Raw genomic sequence first — 16053 nt, 5'->3', positions numbered from 1 at the left:
GCACTCGTCGGTGTCGGACTCGGCTTGTGCACAGCCGGCTACGGCGTCGTCTTCCTCCGTCACGTCGCCACCAGTCCGCAGCTTGGCTGAAGTACCGTCGCACGGGAACACGAGCATCCTATTCTCCTCACGCACGACGGGCGTCTCCAACGGCGCCGGGGCGGTTCACTCTCCGCAAGGGGAACCTCCTGCGGGACCATTTGAGACTCACGGAACAAGAATCCAATGGTCTTCTGAATACGTTCTGAATTAGACTCGAAGCATGAATACACTCACCCGTTCCCGAACCACGTTTCAGTCTTCTGAATTGAGCCGCTCTTCCGCTGAGGTCTTCGCGGCTGCGGCAGATCATCCTGTTGAGGTCACTCGTCGTGACGGTGAATCTCTGGTGCTGATGTCCGGCAGTGCAGATCGAGCACGCACTAATCTGCTGGAGCTGGCAGCCCAGCTTGTTGCGGTTTCAACGAGCACCGATGGAACTCTCGTAAGGCGCATGATCGACAGGTTCCCTTGGATGCTGGCGCTGAGCCTGGCTGATCGCGAGACGTGTGCCAATGATATTTTGTCCGCCGCACGCGCTTCGTTCGCCACCAACCAGCCGCACCTGGCCATTGCTGAACTCACAGCTTGGCGCGAAACGGCGACGGCTATCGCCGCCGGCCTCGGCCAGGAGCCCGTGGAATGGCTCGATGACTCCGTAGTCGTTGAGCGCCCCTAAAGGATGGCCAAGAACCTGGAGGTCGAGCGACCAACCAAGAAGTCTGAATACGAGATTCACTTCGCCTCTGCCCAGGCCCAGCGTGGCTGGATGAATCTAAAGGCCACGATCAGGGGCCCCTTGGCTGATGCTTGGGATTTTCTGACGAGGACACCTCTGTCTGTTACACCGACCAATTATCACTTGCGTGGTGAACACGGCGTCGTGACCCGTAATGGCTCCACCCATGAGCGATGGCAGCACAAGCCAACGCTAAAGGGCGATGCTCGTATCTGGTTCTACGTCGAGGGCCCGGTGGTCTATCTGGAGCAGGTCCATACCAAGCATCCCAACGAGACCAAGTAGAGAGCTTGGGAAAAGAAAAACATCCAACGGTAGCGCCTCTCTCAGATGCCTAACCACTGGACCGCAGCCCGGTCGGAGCAAGCCTCCCAGATTCCATCCGCAGGGAACCTTGACCGGGCGCTGACGATGTCGTTTACAGGCACCGGTTCTGCTCGTCGTATTCCACGTCAGCGAAGGCCTTGACTTCTTCACGAAGTTGCTCAGCGATACTGGCACCCTCCACGTTCCAAGCTGTTTCGTTTTCAGGCGAGCTCCAACCGGCGTCATACAAGTTCTCAGCATCCCAGACGTCGTACCACGCGCGAAGTCGGAGCGTGAGACTCTGCGATAGCCCAAAGTCCGCGGGCTCCATTGTGTATTTCGTCGGTCGCTCGGCAGTGCTGTTCTCCCACAGTGGCCACCGATGGCCGTAGTCAGGAAACAGGCGGATGACGCGACGGACGGATTTATCTGCCATGACCGGATCCTAACCACCTACGGGACAGTGGTGGCAAGGTCGGCCGGGGCGGAAATTCTTGTTTGCGGTGTCCGGCAAGTCCGGTGTTTCTGTTCCGCGGACTACCAATGGGTTTTTGGATGTTCACCGGTGTCGTTCGCTATGGCCACGCGGTAGTGTCGCCATATGCCCACGGTAGAGCCGCAAAGTGAACTGATTCCTGATCCATCGGCGATTGCTGCTGTAGTGGCGCAACTGGTGGAGGGGACATGGCCCGGCTCCGATGCAGAACGCGAGAATCTCTTCGAGCGCGTGCCGTTCAAATCTGGGGAACGCTTGAATCAGGGCATTGAAGGATCCTCAACGACATCTTTTGCACTAGTCACCGAACTGCCAGGTATTTCTTTTGCCTCATGGAGCACCTACAACGGAAAATTCATGAGCATCAACCTCCACGCTTACTCGTTCCCAGAGGCCGAGTCCCGCACCACCCGTCTCGGTCACGACGCTGTTTGCGGCATTCTGACAGACCTGTATGGGCAGCCCACCAGACTGTTGAGCAACGAAGAAGTGCCACCTAGCACTTGGAAGGTTAATGGTCGGGAAATAGATCTGCATTTCTTCAACAGGCGCAACAGCTCGTTGATGTTGAGTGTTTCTGACAGTGAACTCGCTGCGGCAACAGATGCTGAAGCTGCTCACGACTCTAACCCTTCAGTCCGCATCGAGCCGTCCCACTAGGGAACCACCCGTGAAACCGACAATCTCCATAAATTTCAGCCCGTGTCTGGAAGTGGCTGGCACAACCACTTTCGCCAAGGAAGCCGTAGCCGCCCTTGCCGAACGGAAGAGGCTTAGGAAGCGCGGATACTTCGAGGGTGTGGCCCAGCTCCAGAGAGAGCCGAAAAACCTCGCAAACTCCGAGGCCGTCGCTGTGTTCGTTGACGGCGAGAGGGTCGGATACCTACCCTCTTATGCAACAACGGACGTCACCGTAGTGGTCGGTGCCAGCGAACCGGTCAAGTACCAGCTCCACATCCTGCGGGAACAGAAGCTGCTGGCCAAGGCCTATGTTTGGCTGGGCGACGGCGAGCCAAAATGGCCGTACACAGAACAGAACCCGCCGCCGCTTACATCCAGGGAACGGATAAACAGCGCCCAAACTCACGTTTCCGAGATGGTCAGGGAAGCCTTGGACGGCGGCGGGGCGCGGGCTGCCCAGTTTAAACGGGGAATGGTCGATGGCGTCCATTACCTTGAGCTCGTTGAGCCGATCAAGGAGCTAAAACGCGAGGGCCGGCTCGAAGAGGCCCTGATCCTTTGCTACAAAGCCATCCAGGGGGCAGAGGGCGACGCTGGTGGTGGGATGCCGGCCCCTTGGTACACGGAGCAGGCAGCCATTGTCCACCGCAAGCTCTCACAAAGGAACGCGGAAATTGCCGTGTTGAGAAGATGGCTGGCTCGTTGCCCAGCGGAAAACCGTGCAGGAACCCGGATAGCGGAGCGTCTGGTTAAGCTGGAAACCGCCTGATGTCGGCAGCGCGAGGGTCGCCGGTGAGTAACCGCCTGCGCGACATTTGATGCACTACCAAAACTGACCAGCCCTATACCAGGTCGGCTGTCATGGGCGAGTGCAGAAGGCTCTATGTCATGGTCCGGAATTCAAACTCGTTTGGGACAGATACCCTGCCTACGGTTGCACGTCCGAAACCCGGCTGGTTGATCAGAACGTTGCCGTTGCCATCCCCTACAAGCCAGAACCCAATCGTCGTTCCGGGGCTGGCGTGTACGAAACCGGGTAAGTCCTTCCTCGGACCTGACAGGAGGAACGTACGTTCCTTGCCGTGCTCGTCCAGCGCCAACAAGCGGCAAGTGGCAGTGCCCCGGTAGATGGCCCGTGAGACGAATCGGACTGTCACCGACCGCCACGGGCGGTCACCGCCAGCCTTGTGCGCACGCCGGAAAAGAAACCCGTCAGCGATAAAATATGCGCACGCACCGAAGCCTGGCATTGCCAGGAGCAACGCGGCAAACTCAATATCCGCCCACAAAGGCCCGTCATAGCCGATGATGCGGACCGAGCTTGCGTCCCACGGGTCTAGAGCAACCTTGACGGTTTCTCCACGGAATGGAAGCTCGCTGCAAGGGGCATAACCGGAGAACATGACAGTACGTGGCTGTCCCTCGGACGTGAACTGGACATAGACCTCGCAGTGTTCCCCTTTGGCGTAGAACTGGTGGGTGCGCACTACCCTCGCCTCGGTGACCGGCCAGTTTTCGTGAAATGGTCTTGTCAGAACCCAGAACCCAACGGCCCAGAGCAAAACCGTCAGCACAGCCACTACCCCAGCCACCCAATGTCGTCTCAGGTACCGTCGGCGCAGCCCTGATTCGGCCCAGGCCGGCCCGTCGCCAGAGGGACGGCCATCGGAAATAAGACATAGGTCCCCAGCCACCGGGAAGCTCTCAGGATTGCCGCTCATGAGGCCGCTACTCGTCCGACTCGGGAAGGCATGACTCCAACGGCAAGCAGCGCACTCTTCTGGGTGATGAGCTCTGGATCGTGGGTGGATAACAGAGCGCATCCGATAAACAGTTCGGTCATAGTTTTGAATGTACTGGATCACCCCGTGCACCTGACATTATTCCGGGCGGTTGTCGTCTCAGTCCTCTCCCCACAGCCCGCCCGTCTGCATAGGGGGAACCTTGAACGGGACGACCTGGTGAGCCCCGCTTTTTGATGCAGGCACGGGGTTGAAATGATTTGTCCTCGAGTTCGTTCCGATGAGTGTGGGGTGACGGCCAGGTTCTCGAGGGATTCCAGATAGGTTTGTTCAATGGGGAAGCGCCGTAGACACCTACTCTTCATTGCCGTGTCCTTGCTGGCGTTTGTCTGGGTGGCCAGTGTTGGTTTAACCTTCATCGACGAGGGGAAAACGCCACCTGGCTCAGCGTTCCCGGGCGTCCCCGGGCCGGCAGTCGTGAAGGGCACCTCGCAGGAGTGTGGTTCAGGAGGATGCTGGCGCGAAATGGTCATCGAAGCCGGTTCGGCTGATGTGGCCAACGAGCTCATCGATGAGATGGATCTGTCCCAGGAGCGCTGTAGCGCCAGGAACCTGCTGACTTTGAGCCGGATTTGCACTGGTTCCAGCTACGCGGGCGATGAGTTGCGCGTATACCTGCGCTACGACTACTAGGCCGGAGCCACATTCGGCGTTGACCCTGAGACGGCAGCACGCGATCGGCGAAGGACGCCAAAGACCCGGCCTCAGGCTTCGAAGCCAGAACCAGGGACCGTCCAATTTCGCGTACACGACGACTCCTTTCTCGCAACGGTAAGGCCTTGTGACTACAACATTCCGATGAGGGATCCCGCACCGGACGGCAATCGAGGAATGGAAATTCGCCCCAGTGCCGACCCCGACGCACCGGTACATGGGGTGCTGGGGCGCTGCGGCCCGATCGGGCGATCAGCCCTGGGGGAAGCCGATCCAGACCCGAACTCCCGCCATATTCTCGTTGGGGCAGATGTCGACGCTCTGCCCGCCCGATTGGGCCTCGACCTTCCAAGTGAAGGGGGCGCCCAGCCGTGGGAAGTCCGCCGTGGGGATCTCGGCGGTGACCTTCCGGTCAGTAATCGAAGCCGCCGCGGCGGGCACCTGGATGGTGTTGCCGCTCTGGGAGTCCGTCACGGACGTCGTCACGCCGCCGTCGGCGGTCTCCTCGATCGCCGCGACGTAGTCCTCCTGGTGCTGGACTGCACCCATCACGACTCTGAACGCCCGCCCGTGCTGCACGGGGTAGGGCGAATCGAGGGTGATGAGGACAGAGAGGTTCTTTCCGTCGCTTGAAAGGGTCGCCGTGGCGATGTTCAGCGGGTTGCTGTCAGTGAGCGAGTCGTTGCAGACCGCAGATCCCTTGGGGAAGGAGCCGGTGCCCTCATTCACTGTGGCGGCAACCACCTGGCTCGGCCGGGCAGACGCCGGAGCGGTGGGGGGCGGCACGGGCGATGCGCTTGCGCCCCCAGATGGCGCCGTAGCCTGACCGGTGCATCCGGAAAGGGCCAGAGCAATGGCAATGGCGCAGATCGTCCCGGCTGTCTTCAATTCGTCCCCAATTTTCGTCCTCCACCAGGCGGTAAGCCTACAGAGTCCCGTCAGAATCCAGCTCAATCATGCCACGTTATGGTCGCTGCCTCAGTCATCTCTGCAGATGCCCCCTTTAGAAGCGTTCCTGGCTCCGTCACTCGGTAACGGATCCCTCACCGGGCGGGGCTTGAGCCCAGGAGCAGGGATGGGCCGCCCATGACGCCACACGAATAAGTTGCGATGTCCGACTTGACCAGAATCGAAGTCACGGTCATCTGCCCCGTTCCGGGTTCGACACTATAAATATCGACGCCACCGGCCGTTTTACCGCGCAAGCTCAGTCCGTCAAGAGTACGGGTGCTTGGTGCAAGGTTCGGTCCGCAGTTGAAGTCGCGACCGGCGAACTGGACCTTGGACGGCACCTCCGTAGGCCACAGCGTCCAATCCGACGTCATCTGGTGGACGGTCCAAAGCTGCATTCCCACAGTGCCTATGCCGACGAGAAGGACGGCGCACAGTGCCCAGATTGCAATTCGTTTCCCCCGCTTCATGTGGAAATGATTCTTGGCCGCCCGTGGGAAGTCAACATGTCGGAATCGGGACCACGGCATGCCAGCGCCGCGGCCCGGTGAGGGAACCTTGGTCGGGACATGTGGGAGTGATTGAGCGACCGACTATCTGAGTTCTCGTGTGGACAGCGAAACCATGACTTCGGTTGGTGCCACGTCATAGCCTGTGGCGTGGGTTCCGGACCAGTTGAGTCCTACGAGAATTCCGTCGGCGTCGAGTCCCGGAAGCCACCTTGAACGCCATTCATCGAGGGCAATCGAAACGACTGAGAATTCCTTGTAGGCGTCCAAGGAGGCGGTAATTCTTTCAGCGCGACTCTTTGCAGACCAAAATGGCATGCTGCGGTGCCCGTCACCATTGCGAGGTGCCGGGTATCCATTCACGTCGCTAATGGCCCAGACCGTCCGATAGCCAAGTACTTCGTCGTAAAACGCGCTTGCGTGTGCGGCACTGATTCCCATGTGAACATCGTGCCACGTGCACTGCCGGTAACAGCGCTTCCGAAGGCCCGATGGGGAACGTTGGGCGGGACAAGCTGTTGCTGGGCTGCGTAATTGACCCGGTTGGCTAGCGCATTCAGGGACGTTGGTGATAGGAATCTGGGGAATCCTATTACTCGTCTAGTGGCTGTTTCGCTTGCATCAGTAGCCCCACGCCACCGGTGAAGCTGGTCGTGTGAAATTTCGCAGATCTGGCAACTTCAGTGAACCCCCACTGTCGATGAAGATCGATCGATGCTTTGTTGGCTGGGTTGACGATATACCAAGCCGAATCGGCGCGTCCCCAAATCCAGTCCAGTCGCACTTGAGTCAAAGTCCTGGCTACACCGTGGCGCCTTAGCCCGGGGAGCACCGTAACGCCGCCTAAGTAGTGCCCGCTGGATGCCTGCCCATCGGCGTAAGACCAGAAGTGAGTCTTGCCCCACCCGACAGTGGTGCCATCCATGGATGCGACTACAACCAGTCGCGCATCGTCAAGAATGGCAGTGGCCAAGGCCGACACCTCAGTGGGTGGCCGACCCGCTTTTGCGTCGATGCCACGTATTGCATCGATATCACCACTCGTGGCCAGCCTGATCTCCACGGGGCCAGCCAACGTGGTGCCCTGTGGACGCCGGCTGGGTGTGTACTCAGCAAACCCGCTACCAGTCATCCGCTAATTCATCCCTTCACGCTTAGCCTGTTTTCAATTATTACCGAACTCTCAGTGCGGGCAATCAAAAAGGGCATTCGACACGTTGTCGCCACCTCCTTGTCTGAACGAGAAAGAGCATTCTTGGCTTTTCGAAGAGCTATGCAGTCCCCGCAAGGGGCGTATCGTATAGGCGTCATCAGAGTGTCCCGCAAGCCGGTCCTCCACCGGACGCACCCACCTCTGAAGTGCTTCGTTGCGACCGTTGGCCGTTGACTGTTCCGTATAGGGTGTCCGGTGAACTGACCGGTGACGGGTCCCTATGTGACACATTCTTCTACATGTCTAAAATTTTGGTCGGCTACGCACGCGTGTCCACGGAAGAGCAAGACCTCACCGCCCAGCGTGATGCCCTGGCCTCGCTTGGCGTTGAGCCGGAACGGATCTATGTTGATCATGGCTTTACCGGCAGGAATAAGAATCGTGCCGGACTTCGCGAAGCCCTCGCTGCGTGCCGGGCCGGAGATACGTTCGTCGTTACCAAGCTCGACCGCCTCGCCCGTTCCGTCCGGGACGCCCATGAAATTTCAGATGACCTCGCCAGCTGTGAAATCAAACTCAAAATCGGTGGTTCCGTCCATGACCCCACCGACCCAATGGGCAAACTGCTGTTCAACGTCCTAGCGATGATCGCCGAGTTCGAAGCCGACCTCATCAGTATGCGTACCCGCGAAGGAATGAAGGTAGCCAAGGCCAACGGACGGCTCCGGGGAAAACAGCCAAAACTCACGGCGAAACAAGAAGCTCACCTCCTGGAACTGCACGATGCGGGGGAATACACTATGGCCGAAATGGCCGAACTATTCTCCATCAGCCGATCCACCATCTACCGGGCGGTTGAACGCGGCCAGCGTAGGAAGCCAGGTACTACTAGCCCATAACCTGCGCATGCCCATCGTCGGCCGCTGACATTAGGTTTTCACTACCCTGATTCTCCATTTCCTTCGCTATCGAGAGGAACGCCAATGCCCCGTCGTTCGATCCTGTCTGCTGATGAGCGCGAAAGTCTGCTCGCGCTGCCCGTTGCTGAGGACGAGGTGATTCGCCAGTACACATTCAGCGAATCCGACCTGGCAATGATCCGCCAGAGACGCGGCGAAGCGAACCGTTTGGGCGTTGCTGCGCAGTTGTGTTACTCCGTTTCCCCGGACAAGGCCTATCGTCCGAGGCAGATGTTCCCGCAACGTTGTTGCACTGGATTGGCGCGCAACTTGAAATCGACCCGATCTGTTGGCCGGCATATGCCGCGCGGGAGGAAACCCGCCGGGAGCATCTGCTCGAACTGCGCACCTACCTCGGCGTGAAGCCTTTTGGCATTACTGACTACCGCGGTGCTCTGAATTCGGCCACGGAGCTGGCCCTGCAGTCCGATAAGGGAATCGTGCTGGCAGGCCGCGTGCTTGAGGCCCTTCGCCGACAGCATGTGGTGATTCCGGCATTGGAAGTCATCGAACGCATCTGCGCCGAAGTCATCACGCAGGCCAACCGCCGCATCTACGCCGCCTTGACGGATTCCCTGTCCAGTGACCATCGACGGCGTTTGGACGATCTGCTCAAACGTCGAGAAGAAGGAAAATCTACCCGGCTTGCCTGGTTGCGCCAATCACCGGTCAAGCCGAACTCGCGGCACATGCTCGAGCATATTGAGCGCTTGAAAACCTGGCAGGAGCTGGACCTGCCCGCCGGCATCGAACGTCAGGTCCACCAGAACCGTCTGCTCAAGATCTCACGCGAGGGTGGCCAGATGACGCCAGCCGATCTGGCCAAGTTCGAACCACAACGCCGTTACGCCACGTTGGTGGCGGTGGCGGCAGAAGGCATGGCTACCGTCACCGATGAAATCATTGACCTGCACGACCGCATCATCGGCAAGCTCTTCAATACGGCCAAGAACCGACACCAGCAACAATTCCAGGCCTCCGGAAAAGCAATCAACGACAAGGTCCGTCTCTTCGGCGCATCGGCAAAGCACTGCTGGATGCCAAGGAAAGCCGCACCGACCCATAGGCTGCGATCGAATCCGTTATGTCCTGGGATGCCTTCACAGCCAGTGTGGACGAGGCTCAAAAGCTCGCCCAACCTGGGGATTTCGACTTCCTACACCGCATCAGTGAAAGCTATGCAACGGTGCGCCGCTACGCACCTGCATTCCAAGCCGTTCTCAAACTGCGGGCAGCACCGGCCGCCAAGGACCTACTTGAGGCCATCGACGTGCTACGTTCCATGAACATCGATACCGTGCGTAAGGTGCCGGCAGAGGCACCACCGGATTCGTGAAGCCGCTGGACCAAACTTGTCTTCACCAGCGAGGGGATCGACCGGAGGTATTACGAGCTTTGTGCGCTGTCGGAGCTGAAGAACGCGTTGCGCTCAGGTGATATCTGGGTACGGGGCTCACGCCAGCTCAAGGACTTCGACGAATACCTCGTTCCCACGGAAACGTTCGTCAATCTCAAAGTTGCTGGCGCCTTGCCATTGGGAATATCCAGCGATTGTGACCACTTCCTGCATGACCGACTCGGATTGCTGGAACAGCAATGGGCGAAGGTCGACCGTCTGGCCGGGAACGACGGTCTGCCCAATGCCATCATCACCGCCTCCGGGTTGAAGGTCACCCCGCTCGACGCCGCTGTTCCCGACGCGGCGCAGGTCCTGATCGATCAGCCAGCAGCACAGCTGCCGAACATCAAGATCACCGACATGCTCACGGAGGTCGATGAATGGACCGGATTCACCGGCCACTTCGCACACTTGAAGAACGGAGACACGGTCAAGGACAAAAAACTCCTGCTGACAACGATCTTGGCCGACGGGATCAACCTCGGGCTGACCAAAATGGCCGAATCCTGCCCTTGCACAACCTACGCCAAACTATCGTGGCTGCAAGCCTGGCACATCCGGGACGAAACCTACGGGGCCGCTCTCGCTGAACTGGTCAATGCGCAATCCCGGCAACCCTTGGCAGGGAACTGGGGCGACGGCACCACATCAATCCCAAATATGGCACGGAGCCGGGGCGGATGTTCTTTACCCACATCTCGGACCAGTATTCGCCCTTCAGTGCCAAGATCGTCAATGTCGGCGTCCGGGACTCAACCTACGTTCTCGACGGCCTGCTCTACCACGAGTCGGATCTGCGGATTGAGGAACACTACACGGACACAAATGGATTCCCCGACCAGGTCTTTGGCCTGATGCACCTACTCGGCTTCCGCTTCGCACCCCGCATCCGCGACCTGGACGAGACCAAGCTGTACATTCCCAAAGGTGACACTACCTATGACGCACTCAAGCCCCTCATCGGTGGCACCCCCAATGTCAAAGCCATCCGTACTCATTGGGACGAGACCCTGCGGCTGGCCACCTCCATCAAACAAGGCACAGTGACCGCATCACTGATGCCGCGCAAGCTCGGCAGCTACCCACGCCACAACGGCCTGGCCATCGCCTTGCGCGAACTGGGCCGGATCGAACGGACACTCTCTATCCTGGACTGCTCCAAAGCGTCGAACTGCGCCGACGGGTCAACGCCGGACTGAACAAGGGCGAGGCACGCAACGCGCTTGCACGCGCAGTATTTTTCAACCGCCTTGGCGAAATCCGGGACCCGGAAATGAACAACAACGCTACCGCGCCTCCGGACTCAACCTCCTCACCGCTGCCATTGTGCTCTGGAACACCCCAAGTTGAAGCACGAAAAGCGCCAGATCTCGGCTTCTGGTTCAACTGAAATGTCTCGATCCTGCCCATCCTTATCACTTCAGCGAATCAAACCCTCGAATCTAGCAATCGGGCCCAGGCCGCAGATTGCGCGGCGGTGTGGGCTGTCGCGGGGACAGCATCACTTGCGGTTGTCGAGTTGTTCGCGGACTGTCCCGGCGATGCGGGAGAGCGCAATTCCGAGGTTGCGTTGCTGCGTAATGCTGAGCGGGTCGAACACGAGCTCGCGCACGCGATTCACATGATCAGGGGCGCTCGCCACGACTTTCTGAACTCCGGTTTCGGTCAGCGTGGCGAGTGTGTATCGCCCGTTGTCCGGATCAGGGCTGCGGGTGACCCAGCCGCGCTGCTCGAAGCGGACCATGACCTTCGATAGCCGGGGCTGGCTGCTGTCGCATTGAGCGGCCAAGTCGCTGAGGCGGAGGGTGAGGTCTGGGGCCATGGAGAGGCGGGCCAGAACGCTGTATTCGTAGTTCGTCGTCTCGGCGTCGCGTTCCAACTGGCGATCGAGCAGCGTCGGCAGCGCGATCACGACGGTGAGCAGGTCCTGCCACACCGCCTGTTCGTGCTCGTCGAGCCATCGGGGGGAATCGGTCATGACACCAAAGCATACCTCAGCTTAAACTCGGTTGACTTGCCGAGGCAAGTCAGGCAGAGTCTTCTCAGTTGCCCAGGCAAGTTCCGGAGCAGCATTCGGCCCTCATTACCGCAGGACCGTTGACCATAAACATCATGAGGAGAGTCCTGTGAAGGCAATTCGATACCATCAGTTCGGCGGCACCGAGGTTCTGCGCGTGGAGGAGGTGGAACTCCCCGTTCCCGGCCCCGGCCAAGTGCTCGTGAAGGTAGCCGCGACCTCGTTCAACCCGGTGGACGGCCACATCCGACTGGGCATGCTCGCGGAAGCCATCCCGACCCCGCTGCCGATCACGCCGGGCCTGGACGTTGCGGGCACGATCGTCGAACTTGGTGAGGGCGTCACCGGGCTCCAGGTCGATGACCTCGTCATCGGGATGTTCCCTCTCAACGAGCACGGCGGTGCCGCGGAGTACGCGGTCATCGCAGCCGAGTTCGTCGCCACAGCACCGCGCACACTGCCGCTGGCCGAGGCCGCGGCACTGCCGCTGACAGGACTGGCGGCCCGGCAGGCCGCCATTGAACTGGCCGATATCCAAGCCGGGCAGAGCGTGCTCGTCAACGGCGCGGGTGGTGCAGTGGGCAGCATCGTCGTGCAACTCGCCGTCGACGCCGGCGCGACGGTGACCGCCGTCGACGGGCTGCAGCATGCCGACCGTCTGCTCGAGCTCGGCGCCTCCCAGGTTGCCGGCCCGCTGGATCTCGATGCTGGCCCAATGGCCGTGGGCGGGCCCTTCGACGTCGTGATCAACCACGTCCGCCTCGACCCGGAGGGTCTGGCGAAACTGAGGGCCTACGTTGCTGACGGCGGTATTGCGGTCAGCTCCGCTGGAGCCGTGCCAGCCGACGATGAGCGCATGGTGCGGACAGCGAGTGTGTGGGTGACGCCAAACGGTTCCCACTTGGCTGACTTGGTGTCGCGCCTGGATCAGGGCCGGATCAAACTCAACATCGTCGACCGCCGGACGCTGCAGGACCTGCGCGCCGTCCACGAAGACGCGGAAAATGGCAAGCTCCTTGGCAAGACCGTCCTGACGGTCAGCTAACGGACGCAGGGGGATGACACTGCGGACACGCGGCGTCATCCTCCCTTTCAACCGGCTCCAACGTTTCAATGGCCGACAGCACAAGCGGAGCTTGTCCGGCCACTCCGTCAGCACGAGCGATGCCTTGGTCTCGTCGAGGGAACCGTGGGTGGCCGCTTAAGTGCCGATGGGGTGAAGCCTGGGGGAGCGAGGCCGGAAGGGTAATCCCAAAGGGCTGCGAAGCCACACCCACCATGCCTGGATCAAGGTCCAAGCGCATCAGTGGTCACGATCACACCAGTACTCAAACCCAACATGGCACCGGTTCGTTGCACAGCGCCACAGGCCCGCAAAGTTGTGTTGCCGCTGGTAAGCGGCGGTGCGTCGGATGGGAGGGAATTCTCGAAGCGGATCATCCAGGAATCCGACAGATGACCGGTTGTGGCGTCAGGGGACAACTGTCAGAAGGATCAGTTACACATCTACTTTACATAATGTAGATTATCGGCGGTAAACCAGTACACATTCCGGCGTTCAAAACAGGCTCAAGTTTAGCGTCCAGGCGCGGCGGGCAAATCGTGAGCCATGTCCCTCCGCTGAAGATCAGCTTATCCATCTCCCGGATGATTCCGACCAGCCTTCGTCGGGCGGCGAAACAAGAATTCGCATCATTTGAAGCGCCCTGACTATTTCGCAAGCCGACGCCCGCAACCCGGCGCCGAACCATTTTGACAAGGAATTCGATCGGGGTGGCCTGCGGCTTCGCCCGCCGTTCAAGCGAGAGCAACTCTCACCTGTGGCGCATCGATGATTTCGCATTGGGACTCGGGACGCTGATTGGTGGAACAGCCCTCGCGCTCCCCCATCGCGCCGAAGGCAAGGCCGGCAGCAAGGCCGACAGAAACTCCGTCGAAGTTTATCCTCGTTGGGGGTGTTGCGCTCCTGCTACTTAACGCTACTATATACTAGTAGCTAGTAACACAGAGTAGTTGAAGGAGGAGCAGAGTGGGCAAGCAAATAACGGAGATGCTCAAGGGCACGCTCGAAGGCATCGTCCTTGCCATCCTTTCCGTGCAGCCCGCGTACGGATACGAGATCACGCAGCGGCTGCGGGAGCAGGGATTCACCGATATTGCCGAAGGCACCGTGTACGCACTGCTCGTCAGGATTGAACGCAACGGCCTCGTCGAGGTGGAGAAGGTCCCGTCAGAGAAGGGTCCGCCACGCAAGGTGTACTCACTGAACGTCCCCGGACGGGAATACCTTGAAGAGTTTTGGACGACATGGGGCTTCCTGGCCGAACGGCTGGGACAGCTGAAGGAGGAAGGGAAATAGCCATGGCCAAGAATTGGATCGAGCTGGTCACCGGCTCGCTCGAGCAAAAGAAGCAGTACAAGCAGTGCAAGGCCCGCACCAAGGCGCTTCCCGCGGACTACCGCACGGCGATCGAGGCGCTGGACCGGTACCTGATGTACTTCGGGTCCATCACAAAAGGGGAAACCCTGGTGTCGATGATGGAGGATCTCGCCGATCTCTTTGAGCAGAGCGCCGCGAATGGAACCACGGTCCGCGACATCGTCGGGGAAGACGCCGTCGAGTTCGCGGAGACGTTCCTGGCGAACTACTCGGAGGGCCAGTGGATCAACAAGGAGCGGAAGCGGCTCACCGACGCGATTAACGGCGTCGCGGACAACGAACCGTAACGGGAGCGGGAAAGGAAATCCCCATGACAACGCATCAGATACAGCTGCCCGCCATTGAAGTGCAGGACCTGGAAAAGTCCTACAAGGAATTGCACGTGCTGCGCGGCGTGACATTCGATGTGGCACCGGGGCGCATCTTCGCCCTTCTGGGCTCGAACGGGGCCGGAAAGACCACTATCGTGCGAATCTCGTCCACGCTTCTGAGGCCGGACGCCGGCACAGCCTCCGTCAACGGCTTCGACGTCGCGACGCAACCGGTCAAGGTTCGCGAATCCATCAGCCTGACGGGGCAGTTCACCGCGGTCGATGAAATCCTCACCGGCAGGGAGAACCTGGTACTGGTTGCCAAGTTGCGGCATCTGCTTGACCCCGGCCACGTGGCGGATACTCTTCTCGCCCGCTTCAAGCTTGCCGAGGCGGCATCGCGCAAGGTGTCAACATATTCAGGCGGCATGCGCCGCCGCCTTGACATCGCGATGAGTCTGATCGGGCAACCGCGAGTGATCTTCCTTGATGAGCCGACCACGGGTCTCGACCCCGAAGCACGCATCGAAGTGTGGCGGGTCATTAAGGATCTTGCCCATCAGGGCACCACCGTTCTGCTCACCACACAGTACCTTGACGAGGCCGAGCAACTCGCCGACCGGATCGCCATTCTTCATCAGGGGCGCATCATCGCCAACGGCACGCTCGCCGAGCTGAAACAACTGCTCCCTCCGGCGAAGGTCGAGTACGTGGAAAAGCAGCCGAGCCTCGAGGACATCTTCCTCGCACTTGTCGGCAATGACGGCAAGGACGAAGCAACCAAGGACCAGCCATGAGCAAATACTTCTTCGCGGACACGGGCGTCCTGCTGGGCCGCTCCATGCGCCACATCACCCGCAGCCTGGACACCATCATCACGACTGCGATCACGCCGATCGCCCTCATGCTGCTCTTCGTCTATGTGTTTGGCGGTGCAATTAAGACAGGCGCCGGCAACTACGTGAACTACCTGCTGCCCGGAATCATGCTGATCGCCATCGCGTCGGGCATCGCGTACACAGCCCTTCGGTTGTTTAACGACCTGAACAGCGGAATTTTCGAGCGCTTCCACTCCATGCCGATCGCACGGTCCTCCGTGCTGTGGGCACATGTCCTGACCTCGCTGGTATCCAACGGGCTCACGCTCGTGATCATTGTGGTCGTGGCGCTTGTAATGGGGTTCCGTACTTCGGCGGGTCCCCTGGCCTGGCTTGCGGTTGCCGGCATCCTGGCGCTGTTCACCCTGGCGCTCACCTGGATTGCCGTTCTCGCCGCCCTGTCAGCGAAGTCCGTGGACGGTGCCAGTGGATTCTCCTACCCGCTGATCTTCCTGCCGTTCATCAGCTCGGCCTTCGTCCCCACCAGCACCATGCCGGGTCCCGTACGGGTCTTTGCTGAGAACCAGCCGGTGACCTCCATCGTCAACACGATTCAGGATCTGTTTGCCCAACGGCCGGCCGGCAGTGACATCTGGGTTGCACTCGCCTGGTGCCTGGGAATTCTCATTCTCGCCTATGTCCTTGCCATGGCCGCCTACCGGCGCAGGATCGCTTAAGGGCAGGGGTCCACTCCCCTGCCGCCGGCCGGACCGCCGGTG

The 16053-nt window shown here is 59.9% G+C and carries 19 protein-coding genes and 1 pseudogene; 13 read left to right on the top strand and 7 right to left on the bottom strand.

The annotated features are described in order from the left end of the window. Nucleotides 1–262: 262 nt before the first annotated feature. Nucleotides 263–718, top strand: a complete 456-nt coding sequence (locus tag CVV68_RS15050) for a prevent-host-death protein (protein ID WP_110501811.1) — start codon at nt 263–265, stop codon at nt 716–718. 3 nt (nt 719–721) lie between these two features. After that, entirely contained in the window at nt 722–1063 is a 342-nt protein-coding gene (locus tag CVV68_RS15045) for a hypothetical protein (protein WP_110501810.1), read from the top strand. Between the two features lie 133 nt (nt 1064–1196). Here CVV68_RS15045 and CVV68_RS15040 read toward each other — a convergent pair whose 3' ends face one another. After that, nucleotides 1197–1520, bottom strand: coding sequence for an immunity protein CdiI family protein (locus CVV68_RS15040; RefSeq protein WP_110501809.1), 324 nt, complete (start codon nt 1518–1520; stop codon nt 1197–1199). 165 nt (nt 1521–1685) lie between these two features. Here CVV68_RS15040 and CVV68_RS23220 point away from each other — a divergent pair, with 165 nt between their 5' ends. Together CVV68_RS23220 and CVV68_RS15035 are read left to right on the top strand one after the other, a co-directional pair. Beyond that, nucleotides 1686–2240: a hypothetical protein gene (locus tag CVV68_RS23220; RefSeq protein ID WP_146238917.1), complete on the top strand. Its 555-nt coding sequence runs from the start codon at nt 1686–1688 to the stop codon at nt 2238–2240. Between the two features lie 10 nt (nt 2241–2250). Next, on the top strand, nt 2251–3030 hold the full coding sequence (locus CVV68_RS15035; RefSeq protein ID WP_146238916.1) for a hypothetical protein: 780 nt from the start codon (nt 2251–2253) through the stop codon (nt 3028–3030). A 112-nt stretch (nt 3031–3142) separates the two neighbouring features. On the opposite strand, the gene CVV68_RS15030 is transcribed toward CVV68_RS15035, so the two are convergent. Further along, entirely contained in the window at nt 3143–3841 is a 699-nt protein-coding gene (locus CVV68_RS15030; protein WP_110501807.1) for a DUF3592 domain-containing protein, read from the bottom strand. 495 nt (nt 3842–4336) lie between these two features. On the opposite strand from CVV68_RS15030, the gene CVV68_RS23215 reads away from it, so the two are divergent. Further along, nucleotides 4337–4696: a hypothetical protein gene (locus CVV68_RS23215; RefSeq protein ID WP_146238915.1), complete on the top strand. Its 360-nt coding sequence runs from the start codon at nt 4337–4339 to the stop codon at nt 4694–4696. A 273-nt stretch (nt 4697–4969) separates the two neighbouring features. Here CVV68_RS23215 and CVV68_RS15025 read toward each other — a convergent pair whose 3' ends face one another. The 4 genes from CVV68_RS15025 to CVV68_RS15010 form a co-directional block, all read right to left on the bottom strand. Further along, nucleotides 4970–5503, bottom strand: coding sequence for a hypothetical protein (locus tag CVV68_RS15025; RefSeq protein ID WP_146238914.1), 534 nt, complete (start codon nt 5501–5503; stop codon nt 4970–4972). 257 nt (nt 5504–5760) lie between these two features. Then, on the bottom strand, nt 5761–6066 hold the full coding sequence (locus CVV68_RS15020) for a hypothetical protein (protein ID WP_245933560.1): 306 nt from the start codon (nt 6064–6066) through the stop codon (nt 5761–5763). Between the two features lie 195 nt (nt 6067–6261). Continuing rightward, entirely contained in the window at nt 6262–6618 is a 357-nt protein-coding gene (locus CVV68_RS15015; protein WP_110501804.1) for a DUF2750 domain-containing protein, read from the bottom strand. Between the two features lie 151 nt (nt 6619–6769). Next, the gene (locus tag CVV68_RS15010; protein ID WP_245933559.1) at nt 6770–7240 is read right to left on the bottom strand and encodes a GNAT family N-acetyltransferase; all 471 of its coding nucleotides are present in this window, start codon (nt 7238–7240) and stop codon (nt 6770–6772) included. 389 nt (nt 7241–7629) lie between these two features. Between CVV68_RS15010 and CVV68_RS15005 the strand changes: the two genes are divergently transcribed. The 3 genes and pseudogenes from CVV68_RS15005 to CVV68_RS25085 form a co-directional block, all read left to right on the top strand. Beyond that, nucleotides 7630–8229 (top strand): recombinase family protein, encoded by a 600-nt coding sequence (locus CVV68_RS15005; RefSeq protein ID WP_110501829.1) that lies wholly within the window; start codon nt 7630–7632, stop codon nt 8227–8229. Between the two features lie 84 nt (nt 8230–8313). After that, nucleotides 8314–8652 carry a DUF4158 domain-containing protein gene (locus tag CVV68_RS25090; protein WP_497707312.1) on the top strand — a complete coding sequence of 113 codons (339 nt, stop codon included), beginning with the start codon at nt 8314–8316 and terminating at the stop codon, nt 8650–8652. Next, nucleotides 8589–11029: pseudogene (locus tag CVV68_RS25085) on the top strand (Tn3 family transposase); the annotation flags it as partial. The gene CVV68_RS25090 and the pseudogene CVV68_RS25085, both read left to right, overlap by 64 nt. 160 nt (nt 11030–11189) lie before the next feature. On the opposite strand, the gene CVV68_RS14995 reads toward CVV68_RS25085, so the two are convergent. Then, entirely contained in the window at nt 11190–11666 is a 477-nt protein-coding gene (locus tag CVV68_RS14995; protein ID WP_110501802.1) for a MarR family winged helix-turn-helix transcriptional regulator, read from the bottom strand. A gap of 148 nt (nt 11667–11814) precedes the next feature. On the opposite strand from CVV68_RS14995, the gene CVV68_RS14990 reads away from it, so the two are divergent. From CVV68_RS14990 to CVV68_RS14970, 5 genes are all read left to right on the top strand, one after another. Then, a complete protein-coding gene (locus CVV68_RS14990) occupies nt 11815–12750 on the top strand; it encodes an NADP-dependent oxidoreductase (RefSeq protein WP_110501801.1) in 936 nt (311 codons plus the stop codon). A 984-nt stretch (nt 12751–13734) separates the two neighbouring features. After that, nucleotides 13735–14064, top strand: coding sequence for a PadR family transcriptional regulator (locus CVV68_RS14985; protein ID WP_110501800.1), 330 nt, complete (start codon nt 13735–13737; stop codon nt 14062–14064). A 2-nt stretch (nt 14065–14066) separates the two neighbouring features. Continuing rightward, a complete protein-coding gene (locus tag CVV68_RS14980; protein WP_110501799.1) occupies nt 14067–14432 on the top strand; it encodes a DUF1048 domain-containing protein in 366 nt (121 codons plus the stop codon). A 23-nt stretch (nt 14433–14455) separates the two neighbouring features. Next, nucleotides 14456–15253 carry an ABC transporter ATP-binding protein gene (locus CVV68_RS14975; protein ID WP_211320861.1) on the top strand — a complete coding sequence of 266 codons (798 nt, stop codon included), beginning with the start codon at nt 14456–14458 and terminating at the stop codon, nt 15251–15253. After that, entirely contained in the window at nt 15250–16011 is a 762-nt protein-coding gene (locus CVV68_RS14970; protein ID WP_110501798.1) for an ABC transporter permease, read from the top strand. Before CVV68_RS14975 ends, CVV68_RS14970 begins: the two co-directional genes overlap by 4 nt. Nucleotides 16012–16053: the final 42 nt, after the last annotated feature.

Source organism: Arthrobacter livingstonensis, from assembly GCF_003219815.1.
Taxonomy (GTDB): domain Bacteria; phylum Actinomycetota; class Actinomycetes; order Actinomycetales; family Micrococcaceae; genus Specibacter; species Specibacter livingstonensis.
The sequence above is the reverse complement of the archived record's forward strand: the minus strand, read 5'-3'. Positions and strand labels throughout refer to the sequence as shown.